The 14,540-nt window shown below is 43.7% G+C and carries 17 protein-coding genes, 1 tRNA gene and 1 other RNA gene; 8 read left to right on the top strand and 11 right to left on the bottom strand.

The genetic code is table 11. The features are described from left to right. The first annotated feature begins 117 nt into the window (after positions 1–117). Together yhbY and FTV13_RS00425 are read left to right on the top strand one after the other, a co-directional pair. Entirely contained in the window at positions 118–441 is a 324-nt protein-coding gene (gene yhbY, locus FTV13_RS00430) for a ribosome assembly RNA-binding protein YhbY (protein ID WP_004784797.1), read from the top strand. Positions 442–452: 11 nt separating this feature from the next. Beyond that, the gene (locus tag FTV13_RS00425; protein WP_180010604.1) at positions 453–992 is read left to right on the top strand and encodes a DOMON-like domain-containing protein; all 540 of its coding nucleotides are present in this window, start codon (positions 453–455) and stop codon (positions 990–992) included. A gap of 276 nt (positions 993–1,268) precedes the next feature. Here FTV13_RS00425 and FTV13_RS00420 read toward each other — a convergent pair whose 3' ends face one another. Together FTV13_RS00420 and FTV13_RS00415 are read right to left on the bottom strand one after the other, a co-directional pair. Beyond that, positions 1,269–1,493 carry a hypothetical protein gene (locus FTV13_RS00420; RefSeq protein ID WP_159123475.1) on the bottom strand — a complete coding sequence of 75 codons (225 nt, stop codon included), beginning with the start codon at positions 1,491–1,493 and terminating at the stop codon, positions 1,269–1,271. A 102-nt stretch (positions 1,494–1,595) separates the two neighbouring features. After that, entirely contained in the window at positions 1,596–2,084 is a 489-nt protein-coding gene (locus FTV13_RS00415) for a hypothetical protein (protein WP_004784804.1), read from the bottom strand. Positions 2,085–2,394: 310 nt separating this feature from the next. Between FTV13_RS00415 and carA the strand changes: the two genes are divergently transcribed. From carA to greA, 3 genes are all read left to right on the top strand, one after another. Then, complete coding sequence (gene carA / locus FTV13_RS00410) at positions 2,395–3,534, top strand: glutamine-hydrolyzing carbamoyl-phosphate synthase small subunit (protein ID WP_005236823.1); 1,140 nt, start codon at positions 2,395–2,397, stop codon at positions 3,532–3,534. A gap of 13 nt (positions 3,535–3,547) precedes the next feature. Beyond that, positions 3,548–6,778 (top strand): carbamoyl-phosphate synthase large subunit, encoded by a 3,231-nt coding sequence (gene carB / locus FTV13_RS00405; protein ID WP_159123473.1) that lies wholly within the window; start codon positions 3,548–3,550, stop codon positions 6,776–6,778. A gap of 85 nt (positions 6,779–6,863) precedes the next feature. Next, a complete protein-coding gene (gene greA / locus FTV13_RS00400; protein ID WP_005236827.1) occupies positions 6,864–7,340 on the top strand; it encodes a transcription elongation factor GreA in 477 nt (158 codons plus the stop codon). Between the two features lie 77 nt (positions 7,341–7,417). On the opposite strand, the gene FTV13_RS00395 is transcribed toward greA, so the two are convergent. Then, positions 7,418–7,999: a TetR/AcrR family transcriptional regulator gene (locus FTV13_RS00395; RefSeq protein ID WP_180010602.1), complete on the bottom strand. Its 582-nt coding sequence runs from the start codon at positions 7,997–7,999 to the stop codon at positions 7,418–7,420. 137 nt (positions 8,000–8,136) lie between these two features. On the opposite strand from FTV13_RS00395, the gene FTV13_RS00390 reads away from it, so the two are divergent. Together FTV13_RS00390 and FTV13_RS00385 are read left to right on the top strand one after the other, a co-directional pair. Further along, on the top strand, positions 8,137–8,541 hold the full coding sequence (locus FTV13_RS00390) for a RidA family protein (protein ID WP_166137828.1): 405 nt from the start codon (positions 8,137–8,139) through the stop codon (positions 8,539–8,541). 100 nt (positions 8,542–8,641) lie between these two features. Beyond that, positions 8,642–9,268, top strand: coding sequence for a CatB-related O-acetyltransferase (locus tag FTV13_RS00385; protein WP_166137831.1), 627 nt, complete (start codon positions 8,642–8,644; stop codon positions 9,266–9,268). Here the strand turns inward: FTV13_RS00385 and FTV13_RS00380 are convergent. The 5 genes from FTV13_RS00380 to coaD form a co-directional block, all read right to left on the bottom strand. Beyond that, positions 9,252–9,974, bottom strand: a complete 723-nt coding sequence (locus tag FTV13_RS00380; RefSeq protein ID WP_166137866.1) for a hypothetical protein — start codon at positions 9,972–9,974, stop codon at positions 9,252–9,254. The two genes, FTV13_RS00385 and FTV13_RS00380, sit on opposite strands and share 17 nt — an antisense overlap. Positions 9,975–10,096: 122 nt before the next feature. Next, positions 10,097–10,173: transfer RNA gene (locus FTV13_RS00375), tRNA-Met, on the bottom strand. Between the two features lie 72 nt (positions 10,174–10,245). Beyond that, an RNA gene (gene rnpB / locus FTV13_RS00370) (RNase P RNA component class A) lies at positions 10,246–10,623 on the bottom strand. Between the two features lie 26 nt (positions 10,624–10,649). Further along, the gene (locus FTV13_RS00365) at positions 10,650–10,913 is read right to left on the bottom strand and encodes a YfhL family 4Fe-4S dicluster ferredoxin (protein WP_034581081.1); all 264 of its coding nucleotides are present in this window, start codon (positions 10,911–10,913) and stop codon (positions 10,650–10,652) included. 1 nt (position 10,914) lies between these two features. Beyond that, positions 10,915–11,406, bottom strand: coding sequence for a pantetheine-phosphate adenylyltransferase (gene coaD, locus FTV13_RS00360; RefSeq protein ID WP_004784820.1), 492 nt, complete (start codon positions 11,404–11,406; stop codon positions 10,915–10,917). Positions 11,407–11,544: 138 nt separating this feature from the next. Here coaD and smpB point away from each other — a divergent pair, with 138 nt between their 5' ends. Then, entirely contained in the window at positions 11,545–12,021 is a 477-nt protein-coding gene (smpB, locus tag FTV13_RS00355) for an SsrA-binding protein SmpB (RefSeq protein ID WP_004784822.1), read from the top strand. Between the two features lie 52 nt (positions 12,022–12,073). On the opposite strand, the gene FTV13_RS00350 is transcribed toward smpB, so the two are convergent. The 3 genes from FTV13_RS00350 to rluD are packed head-to-tail and all read right to left on the bottom strand — an operon-like array spanning position 12,074 to position 14,509. Continuing rightward, the gene (locus FTV13_RS00350; RefSeq protein WP_180010600.1) at positions 12,074–12,634 is read right to left on the bottom strand and encodes a flavodoxin family protein; all 561 of its coding nucleotides are present in this window, start codon (positions 12,632–12,634) and stop codon (positions 12,074–12,076) included. 40 nt (positions 12,635–12,674) lie between these two features. Then, entirely contained in the window at positions 12,675–13,415 is a 741-nt protein-coding gene (gene pgeF, locus FTV13_RS00345; protein ID WP_180010598.1) for a peptidoglycan editing factor PgeF, read from the bottom strand. 41 nt (positions 13,416–13,456) lie between these two features. Further along, positions 13,457–14,509, bottom strand: a complete 1,053-nt coding sequence (gene rluD, locus FTV13_RS00340; RefSeq protein ID WP_004784827.1) for a 23S rRNA pseudouridine(1911/1915/1917) synthase RluD — start codon at positions 14,507–14,509, stop codon at positions 13,457–13,459. Positions 14,510–14,540: the final 31 nt, after the last annotated feature.

The following is a 14,540-nucleotide window of genomic DNA, read 5'->3' as shown; positions in this document are numbered from 1 at the left end:
ATCTGAGTATTCCGGTGTAATTTGCGATTATTTACAAGTGATTATTTCCTGAGAATTTACAGCGTTTATTTTTCGCTTTTGCTATACTAAGCCGTTTTAAAAATCAGGTTATCTCTCATGGCGTCTTTATCTATTCAGGAACGTAAGCGTTTACGTCAAATTGGACATGCATTAAACCCGGTTGTAATGCTTGGTGACAAAGGCTTAACTGAATCTGTAGTTGAAGAGCTAAATCGTGCCCTTAATGATCACGAACTCATTAAAGTAAAAGTGGTGGCTGAAGACCGTGAAGCACGTGCAGCACTCATTGCTGAACTTTCAGAAACTACAGGTGCTGAAGTGGTACAAACTATTGGTAAAATTGCGCTGCTTTACAAGAAAGCACCAAAGCAAAACCAGAAGTTATCCAATCTTGTCCGTTTTGCCCATCTTTCTAACTAAGTACAGGATTTATGGCCAGTTACGAACTCAGCGCATTTGATCGCCGTTTTCAGGCAATCTCATTGGTCGGTGCCATCGAACAGCAAAATCCATACAGCTTGAATGTCGGATTTTGGTTGCGCGATCCCAACCAGTACGTGCTGTGGCCAGAAATGGTTACTGCACATCCCCGTCGTAATTTTTTGTGGGAACAGACCTGCTTTGAAATCTTTATCGGGGTTCAGGGTGAAGATTATTATCGTGAAATCAATCTCTCTCCTTCTCAGGCTTGGCAAGCCTATCAGTTTGAGGAATATCGCTATCCGGAAGATATGCCGCCACCTGCTGCATACGATATCGAACTGAATCAGCTTAAACGTACCCATTATGGTCTGAATGTCAGTCTGGATCTGACCGAGTTTATGGTTGAGCATAAACTTAAATGGGCAGACCTGTTTATTGGTCTGACAGCAGTATTAAAAACCTCACAAGGTGATCAATACTTTGCGATGCAGCACAGCAGCCCAGAAGCAGACTTCCACAATAAACGGGATTGGCTGCATGTCTTTTAATGCAGATTAAAAGCATTTGCTGGATAACAAAGATATTAAAAAACGTGAGCATTAAAGTCTCACGTTTTTTTATGGGCTTTTCCGGCTCATCCGCTCAAAGTTCGCTGTTATAGCTTGAAGAAAATATTTTTCTGTATTTTCTCTACGTAGATTCAGGTCAATATTAAATTGAAATAATTAGCCTGCTCTCAACACTTAGGGCTGGCTACTTTAATAATAATTTAAACGATATTTAAGCTGATAGACTAAGAGTTCATTTTAATTGTTTTCGACATTTTAGTGATGTAAGCGGTAATTGTCCTGCACTGATTTTACCGCGGCATAAAAAATTACAGTTAACGTGAAGATGATCAGGATAATCGTTCCAAAAGTTAGTCCAAAGAATCCCAGACATAACATCATCACACCGAGATAAAGTGCACGCATCAACCAACTTTCCAGATTAAGCATCATAATCAGCGTCAGTAAACAAAGTACACCTACAAAATAATGCTGCTGCATCGTGACCCCCTTTCATTATTATTGTGAGTCCGTTTTGCCTCAAAAAGACAAAGGAGAACGTATCCAGTTCTCCTTTCATGCAATTTAAGTCAGCGTCTTCCCTTAACTCTTCAGCTCAGGGCTTTTTTCTGAACTTTCAGCTTTTACCATGGGTTTGACCTTTTTTAGAACTTCAATGGTACTATCTTTTGAGCGCTTGAATGTACCAGTCAGATGCTCTTTATGTTTGGTCGAGATCTGGCTGACATCTTCTTTCAGTTCCTTACCCATATTGGATAAGTCTTCAATGACTGCAGTAAATTCGGTTTTGATAAAGCTGGTTAATTCAGTCAGTTCTTTTTGCGAACCAAATAACTGCTCTTTCAAAGTATCGATCCGTTGCAACAGATCCTGTTTCAACTGACGTAACTGCTCCTGCACAGTATCACCCAGCTGTTTCGCTTCGACTTCAAGTTTCTCTTTGCTTTCTTCGATGGTTTCCACCACCTGTTCTTTGGCTTCAGCTGCTACTTTTTCAAGCTGTTCAGTCGTTTCTGAAACCACGGTATTGATCTTTTTCTTGGATTGGGAAGATTTCGCTGCTGTAGTCATGTGTCTTATTCCTATAGTTATATTACGACTCATCCATATTAGTAGTTTTGATAAAAATTAAGATTTGATTTGTTAGACAATTCTTAATTGCTTACATTTTTTTACGTTGTTCGTAAAACAGACTTTCAAGCAAAAAGCAAGCCATTTATCTCATACTTTTGCTGTAAAGCTATTGGACTTGGAGGGTGGTTCTGCGTATAATGCCGTGTTAAGTTCAAGCGAGCAGACATAGGAGGGTAGGTTTAAAAATTAACCTTCCTTTTTTTTCGTCTACTCGCTTTTTTACAGCCTAAATTTCAGGAGCTTTGGTTTGAGCACCCCAGCAATTTTAGCCCTTGCCGACGGAACTATCTTTAAAGGTACTTCAATTGGCGCATCGGGTTGTACGACTGGTGAAGTCGTTTTCAACACTGCCATGACTGGCTATCAAGAAATTTTGACTGATCCTAGTTATGCACAGCAGCTTGTAACGCTAACTTACCCACATATCGGTAACACAGGTTGCAACGAAGAAGACGCTGAATCAGGTCGTATTCATAAAGTATGGGCAAACGGTTTAATTATCCGTGACCTTCCTTTACTACATAGTAACTTCCGTGCGAATCAATCACTCGGTGATTATTTAAAACAGCACAATGTAGTTGCCATTGCTGACATCGACACGCGACGATTAACTCGAATTTTGCGTGATAAAGGTGCACAAAACGGTTGTATCCTTGCGGGTGAAAACATCACTGAAGAAGAAGCAGTCGAAAAAGCACGTGCATTCGGTGGTTTAAGTGGTTTAGACCTTGCGAAAGAATGCTGTGATCCGACCGGTTTCGAATGGACTGAAGGCTCATGGGCACTTGGCAAAGGCTTTACTCAACCTGAACTTAAATTCCATGTGGTTGCATACGACTACGGTGTCAAAACCAACATCTTGCGTATGCTCGCAGACCGCGGCTGTAAATTAACTGTGGTGCCTGCACAAACTCCTGCTGAAAAAGTACTTGCGTTAAATCCAGATGGCGTATTCCTGTCAAATGGTCCTGGCGATCCAGCTGCATGTGACTACGCAATTGAAGCTGTAAAAACAATTGTTGAAACAACTGAAATTCCAGTATTTGGTATCTGCTTAGGTCACCAGATTCTTGCTCTTGCATCGGGTGCTAAAACGGTAAAAATGCCGCACGGTCACCATGGCGCTAACCATCCTGTACAGAACATCGAAACTGGTACAGTGATGATTACTTCTCAAAACCACGGCTTCGCAGTGGATGAAAGCACCCTGCCTGCGGTATTGCGTGTGACTCATCGCTCACTGTTTGATGGTACAAACCAAGGTATCCATCGTACAGACAAACCTGCGTTCAGCTTCCAGGGTCACCCTGAAGCAAGCCCTGGTCCACATGACTGCGCACCATTGTTCGATCATTTCATCGAACTTATCGAAGCATCTAAGAAGTAATTAAGGAAGCATCATGGCTAAACGTACTGACATTAAAAGCATCTTGATCATTGGTGCTGGTCCGATCGTCATCGGTCAAGCATGTGAGTTTGACTACTCAGGTGCTCAAGCATGTAAAGCGCTTCGTGAAGAAGGCTACCGCGTTATTCTGGTGAACTCTAACCCAGCGACCATTATGACCGACCCTGCAATGGCAGATGCAACGTATATCGAACCGATTACCTGGCAGACTGTTGCAGCAATCATTGAAAAAGAACGTCCAGATGCTGTGCTTCCGACGATGGGTGGCCAGACTGCACTGAACTGTGCCCTTGCACTGGATGCCAACGGTATTCTTGAAAAATACAACGTTGAACTGATCGGCGCGACCAAAGAAGCTATCGAAAAAGCAGAAGACCGTAAACTGTTTGACGAAGCAATGCGTAAAATTGGTCTGGAATGTCCAAAAGCGGCTATTGCTGAATCAATGGAAGAAGCACTTGAGATTCAAGCGCGCTTCGGTTTCCCTGTGATTATCCGTCCATCATTTACGATGGGTGGTTCAGGCGGTGGTATTGCTTACAACCGTGAAGAATTCCTGGAAATCTGTGAACGCGGTTTCGACCTCTCTCCTACTCACCAATTATTGATCGATGAATCATTGATTGGCTGGAAAGAGTACGAGATGGAAGTTGTTCGTGACAAAAACGACAACTGTATCATTGTATGTGCGATCGAAAACTTTGACCCAATGGGCGTACACACCGGTGACTCGATCACTGTTGCGCCTGCACAAACACTGACTGATAAAGAATACCAGTTGATGCGTAATGCATCTTTAGCAGTTCTTCGTGAAATCGGTGTTGAAACGGGTGGTTCTAACGTTCAGTTCGGTATTAACCCGAAAGATGGTCGTATGGTAATCATCGAGATGAACCCACGTGTATCGCGTTCATCTGCACTGGCATCTAAAGCGACTGGTTTCCCGATTGCGAAAATCGCAGCGAAACTGGCTGTTGGTTATACCCTTGATGAGCTGAAAAACGACATCACTGGCGGTACAACTCCAGCATCGTTCGAACCAGCAATTGACTACGTTGTTACCAAGATTCCACGTTTCAACTTCGAAAAATTCCCGCAAGCTGATGCGACACTAACTACACAGATGAAATCTGTAGGTGAAGTGATGGCGATCGGCCGTAACTTCCAGGAGTCTGTGAACAAAGCACTTCGCGGTCTTGAAGTTGGCGCAACTGGTTTTGATGAAAAAATCGAAGTGGGTACTGAAGGTGCGCGCGAGAAGATTCTTCAAGAACTTAAAGTTCCAGGTCCAGAACGTATCTGGTATGTGGCTGATGCATTCCGTCACGGTTTCACGCTTGATGAAGTATTTGCGGCAACCAATATTGACCGCTGGTTCCTGATCCAGATCGAAGACATCGTTAAAACTGAAGAACAAATCAAATCTTTAGGTTTTGGTGATCTTAACGCTGACAATATCCGTTCATTTAAACGTAAAGGTTTATCTGACCACCGTATTGCCAACCTGATGGGTATTTCACAAAAACAATTCCGTAAGCACCGTTGGAATCTGGGCGTAACTCCAGTCTACAAACGTGTGGATACATGTGCAGCAGAGTTTGAATCTGATACAGCGTACATGTACTCAACTTACGATGAAGAGTGTGAATCTAATCCGTCTAACCGTGACAAGATCATGGTGATTGGTGGCGGTCCTAACCGTATTGGTCAAGGTATCGAATTCGATTACTGCTGTGTACATGCTGCCCTGGCAATGCGTGATGACGGTTATGAAACCATCATGGTGAACTGTAACCCTGAAACGGTTTCAACTGACTATGACACGTCTGATCGTCTGTACTTCGAACCGATTACACTTGAAGACGTTCTTGAAATCGTACGTACTGAAAAGCCGAAAGGTATTATCGTTCAGTACGGCGGTCAGACTCCACTGAAACTGGCTCGTGCTTTGGAAGAAGCTGGTGCGCCAATTATCGGTACATCTCCAGATGCGATTGACCGTGCAGAAGACCGTGAACGTTTCCAACAAATGATTCAACGTCTGCAACTTCGTCAACCTAATAACAGCATCGTAAAATCTGCTGAAGAAGGTATGGCAGAAGCAGCTAAAGTGGGTTATCCACTGGTTGTACGTCCTTCTTACGTCCTTGGTGGTCGTGCGATGGAAATCGTGTATAACGACGAAGAATTAAAACGCTACTTACGTGATGCTGTACAAGCATCGAATGAAGCGCCTGTTCTTCTGGATCACTTCCTTGATGATGCGATTGAAGTTGACGTGGACTGCGTATCTGACGGTAAAGACGTGGTGATCGGCGGTATTATGCAGCACATTGAACAAGCCGGTATTCACTCTGGTGACTCTGCATGTTCGATTCCTCCATATTCATTGTCTGAAGACGTGCAAAACGAAATGCGTCGTCAAACCATCGCTATGGCTAAAGAGCTTGGCGTTGTAGGCTTGATGAACGTTCAGTTTGCGGTGAAAGGCGATGACGTTTACATTTTGGAAGTGAACCCTCGTGCTTCTCGTACGGTTCCGTTCGTTTCTAAATGTATCGGTGAATCTTTAGCAAAAGTAGCTGCACGTTGTATGGCTGGCCAATCTCTTGAGTCTCAAGGCTTTACCAAAGAGATTATCCCTGCTCACTTCTCTGTGAAAGAAGCAGTATTCCCATTCAACAAATTCCCTGGTGTTGACCCGATCCTTGGCCCTGAAATGAAATCAACAGGCGAAGTAATGGGCGTTGGTAAAACATTTGGTGAAGCGTTCTACAAAGCTGTTCTAGGCTCTAACGATCGTTTACCAGGTCTGCCAACTGAAGGCGAAGTGAAACATGCATTCATCTCTGTACGTGATTCTGATAAACCACGTGCGGTAGGTATTGCGAAGCAGCTTGCTGACTTTGGCTTCAAGATTCTTGCGACTGGCGGCACATACGATGTAATTAAAGCTGCAGGTATTGAATGTGAACGTGTAAATAAAGTAACCGAAGGCCGTCCAAACATTGTAGACCGCTTGAAAAATGGTGAAATTCACCTCATTATCAATACCACTGAGGGTAAACAAGCTCAGCAGGATTCATTCTCGATCCGTCGCTCTGCGCTTCAAGGTAAGGTATACCATACCACTACCCTGAATGGTGCTGATGCTGTATGCCAAGCTTTAGCAATTAAATTGCCAATGGATGTATATCGTTTGCAAGATTTAACAGTAGGTTAATTCGTTACTGAGAAGTCCCGTCACCTTCTCGGTGGCGGGCTTTTTTTCATTTATAGACTTTCATTTTTATTACTGAGGGACAACTATGCAACGTTATCCTATGACTCCCGAAGGCAAACTTGCCTTAGAGAAAGAATTACACCAACTGAAAACTGTGGATCGTCCACGTATTACTGCAGCGATTGCAGAGGCACGTGAGCATGGGGATTTAAAAGAAAACGCGGAATATCATGCTGCGCGTGAGCAGCAAGGTTTCTGTGAAGGCCGTATTCAGGACATCGAAGGTAAACTGGGCGCTTGCCAGGTGATTGATGTTAAAGAACTGGAGCAAAACGGTCGTGTAGTTTTTGGTGTCACTGTGACTATTGAGAATCTAGACACTGAAGAACGCAAAACTTACAAAATCGTGGGTGATGATGAAGCAGACTTTAAGATCAACAAGATCTCTGTGAACTCTCCGATCGCGCGTGGCCTGCTGGGTAAAAACGAAGGCGACGATGTGAAAATCGTGACACCACAAGGTGAAGTCGAATACGAAATTGTAAGCGTTGAATATATCTAATTTTTAACTAGATATTTTAGGCTGTAAGACCCCTCAGATGAGGGGTTTTTTATTGAGCCTAGAAATTCCCATCGATTTTATTTTAAGAAGCCAGATGCCAAGGCTTCAAATGCCTGTAAAGCCTGAGGTAAGACCTGTGCAGGATCCTCACTAGAAGCGACCCATAGTGCTGCATTCATTGCTGCACCATTGAGCAAGACTGCCGCAGCAAGTGCATCAACTGGTTTTAATCTACCTTCAACCATTAACTGTTCTACGCATTCACGTGTCGACTGCAGGCATTTATTTTGACTTGGCCAATGTGCGGGGTCCCCTAATACTGCCGGACCATCACGTAGCACAATCCGTTGGAACTCAGCATTTAAAGCATGTTCGATATAGGTACGCCCTTCAAGCATCAATCCCTCCCATAGATCATCAGGCTGCTCCAGATGTTGCCCGGCATATTCAGCCATTTCTGAATCAATCTGATCGACCACGGCAGCAAATAAGCCCTTTTTATCACCAAAATGATGGTATAGCGCACCCCGGGTTAGCCCTGCTTCTGCCGTGAGCTTATCCATGGAAGTGTCCGCATAACCGTATTCAGCAAATGCACGACGTGCGACTTCTATGAGTTTTTTGCGGGTTTCCGCCATTTTTTGTTCACGTACAGACATATATTGTTTCCATCAGTATTGTGAAAATTTTAATTGACATACGCATCGTATGTCAATTATGTTTACATACGTTACGTATGTGAAAATTTAAACAGCTTTCTAAAATACGTATAAATTAAAATTGAGCGAGAATTATCATGACTAGAACTGCAATATTTCCCCAAAATCGCCATGCTTTGTATGAACAGCATGATTATTCTGCCGCAATCAAATCAGAAGATTTATTATTTGTTTCTGGTCAGGTTGGTAGCCGTGAAGATGGCAGTCCTGAACCTGACTTTGAGAAACAGGTAGAACGAGCTTTTGAAAACTTGGCTGCTACATTGGCAGCGGCTGGTTGTACTTTCGATGATATTGTCGACGTCACGACCTTTCACACCAATCCTGAACAGCAATTTGAAAGCATTATGAAAGTTAAAAACCAGATTTTTACGCAAAAGCCCTATCCGAACTGGACAGCTGTGGGCGTGACCTGGCTGGCAGGTTTTGACTTCGAAATCAAAGTCATTACGCGTATCCCTCAATCCGCTAAGACCATGTAAAACTTAACCCTGCAATCAGGTCTGTTATTGAATGGGATTGTTCTCCAGCTTGAAGATCAATTCGCTATAATGACGCATTAATTGTTATTGAATCCTAGTTATGGCTGAAAAGTTGATTAATTCCCCTGTGAACCATTGGTGTGAGTTCGAATTCCTCTCCAAAACGGTGAAGAATCCAAATATTCATATTAAGGGCAATTACAGTTATTACTCAGCCTATTGGGATCAAGGTTTTGAGCGTTGTGTGGTGCGTTATCTGCATGATAAGCCAGCTACACCAGAGAAGCCGATTGACCAGCTTTATATCGGGAATTTCGTCTGTTTTGGCGCAGAATGCGTAATTATGATGGGTGGTAACCAGTTACACCGAACAGACTGGATTTCTGCGTTTCCATTCGATACACGTAGTTTTGTGCCTGCAGGTGATACAGTCATTGGAGATGGCTGTTGGATTGGCTCACGTGCCATGATTATGCAAGGTGTAAAGCTCGGTGAAGGTGCTGTGGTGGCAACAGGTGCTGTCGTCACAAAAGACGTTCCACCTTATGCGATTGTAGGTGGCGTGCCTGCGAAAATTATTAAATATCGCTTCCCTGAAGAAGATATTAAGAAACTACTTTCTCTAAAGCTCTATGACTTAGATGAAAAGCAGTTTTTAAAAATGCGTGAGCAGTTGCAAACGGATGATGTTAGATCACTGCTACATGCCTTTACTGCGCTTGAATAAAAGGGATTAACGCCAAACTCCGCTGTTTATATTCGTCGATTTTATTATTCTTAAGCCAGTTTATATTCAAATAACTTAAACGCCATTCATAATAAGCCAATCCTACATCTCTATAGCTGATCTTAAGTACGGTCTCCTTCTGATCATCACAATAATTATTCTTTTTATCTTTCATATCTTTGTAGCAGGAAAGTCGATTCTGGTATTCGTAAAAAGGTAAATGCTCGAAGACCAGTTTTGTCTTTCCTTTTGGAAGTAATTGAATAAACTGTGCATTCTGTTCACCTGCATCATTTGAAACCCAGCCATGAATTAAGGCAATAGCATAACTATGCCGATAGAGTGGGTATAAGGCAGGATATATAAATTCTATACCACTCTTATCCTCTTCAAGCGCATAAACCTGTTGATACCTGGTTAGATCCCAATAATCAACGATTTGATACTTTCCAAGATGTTTTGAAAGCTGAATCATTTGTAAATTTTCATTAATTAAATAATATTTTTCAGCTTCAGCAATTTTAACTACCCAAAGTTTTGCACCACTCTCATCACAACTAAGTTTTATTTTCTGACAAATTGATCGTATTTCTGCTTTGGAAATACTTTTTTCTTTAAAAGGAAGTGACTTAATTGAATCTGCAGCAAAAACAGGTAAAGCAATAAAGAAAATCAGAGTTGATAGCATTAAATTTTTAATCATCATACATATTCTTGTTATTTGTTTTATTTTAACTATTGTAAGGCTTTTTAGATTTTTAACCAATGAAGCCACAAAACATTAGCTATAAAAAAAACCCACTCAATCGGAGTGGGTTTTTCAGAATATGGTGGCTATGACGAGACTTGAACTTGTGACCCCCGCATTATGAGTGCGGTGCTCTAACCAACTGAGCTACATAGCCTTAAACTGTGCGCGCATTATGGGATTTTCTGTAAATCACGTCAACCCCATATTGTGCTGTTTGATCAAAATTTGTTGAAGTGAGCCGATAAGCCGGGTTCTGTCGAGAACGATCATTCCTCTAGGCGTACAATCACTCATACGCTCAAGCGACCTACCCGGATCCAGCATGGGCCATGCCTAAAGGATCCCTATTTGGTCTTGCTTCCGGTGGGGTTTACCATGCCATGAACTGTTACCAGCCATGCGGTGCGCTCTTACCGCACCCTTTCACCCTTACCTCCGATTCCGATTGCTCAGAACCATAATGAAGGCGGTCTACTCTCTGCTGCACTTTCCGTCGGCTCACGCCGCCCAGGCGTTACCTGGCACCTTGCCCTATGAAGCCCGGACTTTCCTCCCCTGCTTCAATCACGGAGATCTCCACAGCAGCGATCGTCTGGCTCACTTCGAGCCGCATAGTACCAAATCTGGCGACTAATTGCTTGATGTTTTTTGAGCAGTCAGTTTTTCATACTTGGCCTGAAGCTCCTCACGGGTCTCGGCATGGTTCGGATCAAGCGGGATACAGTCCACAGGACAAAATAACTGGCACTGTGGTTTGTCGTGATGTCCGACGCATTCTGTACATAAGTCCGGGTTAATTTCATAGATGACGTCACCCATAAAAATTGCCTCATTCGGACAGACAGGTTCACAGACATCACAATTGATACATTCATCGGTGATATATAAAGACACTCTACCAACCTTGCTGAAGTTTACGCTCGAAGGCTTCAACCACGTTTGGCGGAACAAACTTGGTCACATCACCTCTTAAACGAGCAATTTCACGCACCAATGTGGATGAAATAAAAGAATATTGCTCTGAAGGGGTTAAAAATACCGCTTCAAAATGAGAATCCAGTTGACGGTTCATGTTGGCCAGCTGGAATTCATACTCAAAATCGGACACTGCACGTAAACCACGTAATACCGCTGTAGCATTCTGCTCGCGGAAGAAGTTCACCAGCAGGCCATCAAATCCTACAAATTCAACATTGTTCAAATGGCTTAATGACGTTTGGGCCAGTTCAACTCGTTCTTCCAGACTAAATACCGGGTTTTTGTGATGTCCGATTGCAATTGCAACTACAACTTCATCAAACATCTTTGCTGCGCGGGTCACCAAATCAATATGGCCATTGGTGATCGGATCAAAAGTTCCCGGATAAATTACACGAGTTTTAGTCATCCATTTGTACTCTGTTTATTGTGTAAGTTTCCATTTTAACAAAATCTTCATTTTTTAGTGAAGAAACTCCATCAATTTAAACACTTCAACTCAATAAAAGTTACGGTACAATAGCTACAACTTTGGAAGTGTCTGATTATGGCGAAAGCAACTGTAGTTAAAAAAAATAACGGCGGAACGATTGCTCTGAACAAACGTGCCCGTCACGATTATTTTATTGAAGAAAAATTTGAAGCTGGGCTTTCCTTGCAAGGCTGGGAAGTAAAATCCCTGCGTGCCGGTCGTATGAGTATTGTGGAGAGCTATATCACCTTTAAAAATGGTGAGGCGTTCCTGTTCGGCGCACAGATTCAGCCTTTACTGAGTGCATCTACCCATGTTGTCCCTGAAGCAACGCGTACCCGTAAACTGCTGCTGAAACGCCGTGAAATTGAAAAACTCATGGGCGCGATCAACCAGAAAGGTTATTCCTGTGTACCACTGGCCTGTTACTGGAAAGGCCCGCATGCCAAGCTGGAAATTGCGTTGGTAAAAGGTAAACAGTTACACGACAAACGTGCATCTGAAAAAGACCGTGACTGGCAACGTGATAAAGCGCGTATTTTCCATAAATAATGCCAGCAATAAAAAAACCTCCAATTGATGGAGGTTTTTTTTATGGATCGAATTAGGCTTTCAGATTCAGACGGGCCAGTGTCAAGGCAATATATTCACCAAACCAGATCGCGGTTTGTAAATCCCCTTCCGGTGGTGTCACTTCAACAGGCGCATTATCAGATTGGGTCATGAGACCCAGAAAGCTCGACATCCGATTCAGATCGGTCACTGCACGTCCTGTCGGCATTAATGGTAAGCCACTCCACAACATGCCATGCTGCATGGCAAATAAGTTGATTTGCTGCAGGACCGCCAACTTGTCGCCACTGAGTCCACCACCATTGGTAAAGGCTGCAGCCAGTTTACCCTGCCAGCTACGTGCCAGCCAGCGCTTGGACGACTGCTCCATAAATAACTTCATGGCAGAAGTCAGACTACCCATATAGGTCGGACAGCCAAATACAATTGCATCGGCAGCGTCCAACACCTCCCAATCCACCTGTTCCACATTCATCATATGCACCTGGACACCAGTTTTTTGTGCGCCTTCGGCAATGAAGTTTGCCACTTTAGCCGTGTGTCCATAAGGACTGTGATAAACAATCGCAGCAGATTGGGAAGATAGGGACATAACAATCAAAAACCAAGAATTTCAATCAAGTTTAACATTTTCATGCCATAAACACGAATGTTGCCATGCGTCCGGTTTTGGCTTCACGGCGATAGGAAAAATATTCATCCGCCTGACGATATGAACACTGATCGCCACCTAGAACAGTCTCAACACCCTGCTGCTGTAAGATGTAACGCGCAATCGCATACAGATCCGCATAGTATTTTCCGGCCTGTTCCCCTGCCTGAAATGCACTGTCCAGTTCAGGATATTTGGAACAGAAAGCTTCTTTTACTTCTGAGCCAATTTCAAAACAAGGCTGGCTGATCGCTACACCGAGCCACGCCCAGGTAGGCTTGGATTGCATCGCGGCAATGGTATTTTCAACGATACCGCCTGCCAGCCCACGCCAACCCGCATGCAGATTGGCTACTTCAGTGCCTTCAGCATTACCCAGTACCACAGGTAAGCAGTCTGCCGTCATCATCATCAAGGCATGGGCCTTGCGCTGTGTGACCAGGCCATCGCCGACCAATGCCTCGAAAGGCATCTGCTCATTGATGGTATGACAAATGGTGCTATGCGTCTGTGTCATCCAGGTAATTTTGTCCACACCAAAAGGCTGGAAGTCTTTCAACAGCTGGATGCGATGCTTCTGTACACGTGCAGCATCATCATTGACATGCAAAGCCAGGTTAAAGCCGGCCAGTTCTGGCTGGGCTGAAGGCTGTACCTGTTCATGATGAACACGGGTCTGACCCACATAAACGCCTTGAGGCAAACCTTGTACAAATTGCATGTCGCTTCCCTTTTTTTAATGACTGCTAATAGAATGAAAAATTAATAGGCCTTGTTTTCGCTACGCAGCACTTCAACCAGATTGGCGAAGTCTTCTGGCCACGGCGCATTAAAGGTCATTTCTTCTTTGGTACGTGGATGTTTCAGGCCTAGAGTCGCTGCATGCAGTGCCTGACGTTTAAAACCACGCAAGGTGTCATCCAGCAATTGCGAAGCACCGGCTGGCATACGCACACGTGGCATATAGACCTGATCACCCACCAGACCATAGCCCAGGTAGCTAAAGTGCACACGAATCTGGTGCGTACGACCGGTTTCCAGACGTGCCTGAATACGGGTGAAATGCTGGAAGCGTTCTTTCACATTGTAGTGCGTCACCGCTTCCTTACCGCCTGGCAGGACTGCCATTTTCACACGATCCACTGGATGACGTTTAATCGGTTCATCAATGGTACCGCCGGCAATGATGTTGCCATATACGATCAGGTCATACACACGGTAGACGGTCTTTTTCTCAAGCTGCTTGCTAAGCGCAAACTGCGCTTCCAGATTTTTAGCGACAACCAATAGACCACTAGTATCTTTATCGATCCGGTGCACTAAACCTGCACGCGCCAGTTCAGAAGATTTCGGATAATGATGCAGCAAGGCATTAACCAGCGTACCGGTCATATTGCCTGCACCCGGATGCACCACCATGCCCACTGGTTTGTTAATGACAATAATGTCATCATCTTCATAGACGATATCCAGTGGAATATCTTCAGGTAGGCTACGAGTTTGTGCCTCCAGTTCAACGTTTAAAGTCAGTGTTTCAAAACCGTCACTTTTAAATTTCGGCTTAACTGGTTGACCATTCACTAATAAATTGCCGTCTTTGATCCATTGTTTGAGCTTTTCTCGAGAAAAATCGCTCCAGACCATGGCCGCAATCTGGTCGATACGTTGCCCGATATAACTTTCATCCAATTGAAATTGCAACGATAAACGTGTTGCAGTTGCGTCTGAAGTATGGTTATCTGCATCCTCAGAATCTTCAAGTAAATTGAAATCAGTATCAGGGATATTAGAATTGGAAGATTGTGCTTGACTCATTTGCTCATTCAGACAAAAGTGGTTTAATAGT

Source organism: Acinetobacter sp. YH12235 (assembly GCF_013417705.1).
Classification (GTDB): domain Bacteria; phylum Pseudomonadota; class Gammaproteobacteria; order Pseudomonadales; family Moraxellaceae; genus Acinetobacter.
Note: the sequence above shows the minus strand (reverse complement) of the source record. Positions and strands in the feature narration are given on the sequence as shown.

Excerpts from the sequence above, each read along its gene's own strand:
- yhbY (WP_004784797.1), top strand. The coding sequence starts at position 118 with ATGGCGTCTTTATCTATTCAGGAACGTAAGCGTTTACGTCAAATTGGA.
- FTV13_RS00425 (WP_180010604.1), top strand. The coding sequence starts at position 453 with ATGGCCAGTTACGAACTCAGCGCATTTGATCGCCGTTTTCAGGCAATC.
- FTV13_RS00420 (WP_159123475.1), bottom strand. The coding sequence starts at position 1,493 with ATGCAGCAGCATTATTTTGTAGGTGTACTTTGTTTACTGACGCTGATT.
- FTV13_RS00415 (WP_004784804.1), bottom strand. The coding sequence starts at position 2,084 with ATGACTACAGCAGCGAAATCTTCCCAATCCAAGAAAAAGATCAATACC.
- carB (WP_159123473.1), top strand. The coding sequence starts at position 3,548 with ATGGCTAAACGTACTGACATTAAAAGCATCTTGATCATTGGTGCTGGT.
- greA (WP_005236827.1), top strand. The coding sequence starts at position 6,864 with ATGCAACGTTATCCTATGACTCCCGAAGGCAAACTTGCCTTAGAGAAA.
- FTV13_RS00395 (WP_180010602.1), bottom strand. The coding sequence starts at position 7,999 with ATGTCTGTACGTGAACAAAAAATGGCGGAAACCCGCAAAAAACTCATA.
- FTV13_RS00390 (WP_166137828.1), top strand. The coding sequence starts at position 8,137 with ATGACTAGAACTGCAATATTTCCCCAAAATCGCCATGCTTTGTATGAA.
- FTV13_RS00385 (WP_166137831.1), top strand. The coding sequence starts at position 8,642 with ATGGCTGAAAAGTTGATTAATTCCCCTGTGAACCATTGGTGTGAGTTC.
- FTV13_RS00380 (WP_166137866.1), bottom strand. The coding sequence starts at position 9,974 with ATGATGATTAAAAATTTAATGCTATCAACTCTGATTTTCTTTATTGCT.
- coaD (WP_004784820.1), bottom strand. The coding sequence starts at position 11,406 with ATGACTAAAACTCGTGTAATTTATCCGGGAACTTTTGATCCGATCACC.
- smpB (WP_004784822.1), top strand. The coding sequence starts at position 11,545 with ATGGCGAAAGCAACTGTAGTTAAAAAAAATAACGGCGGAACGATTGCT.
- FTV13_RS00350 (WP_180010600.1), bottom strand. The coding sequence starts at position 12,634 with ATGTCCCTATCTTCCCAATCTGCTGCGATTGTTTATCACAGTCCTTAT.
- pgeF (WP_180010598.1), bottom strand. The coding sequence starts at position 13,415 with ATGCAATTTGTACAAGGTTTGCCTCAAGGCGTTTATGTGGGTCAGACC.
- rluD (WP_004784827.1), bottom strand. The coding sequence starts at position 14,509 with ATGAGTCAAGCACAATCTTCCAATTCTAATATCCCTGATACTGATTTC.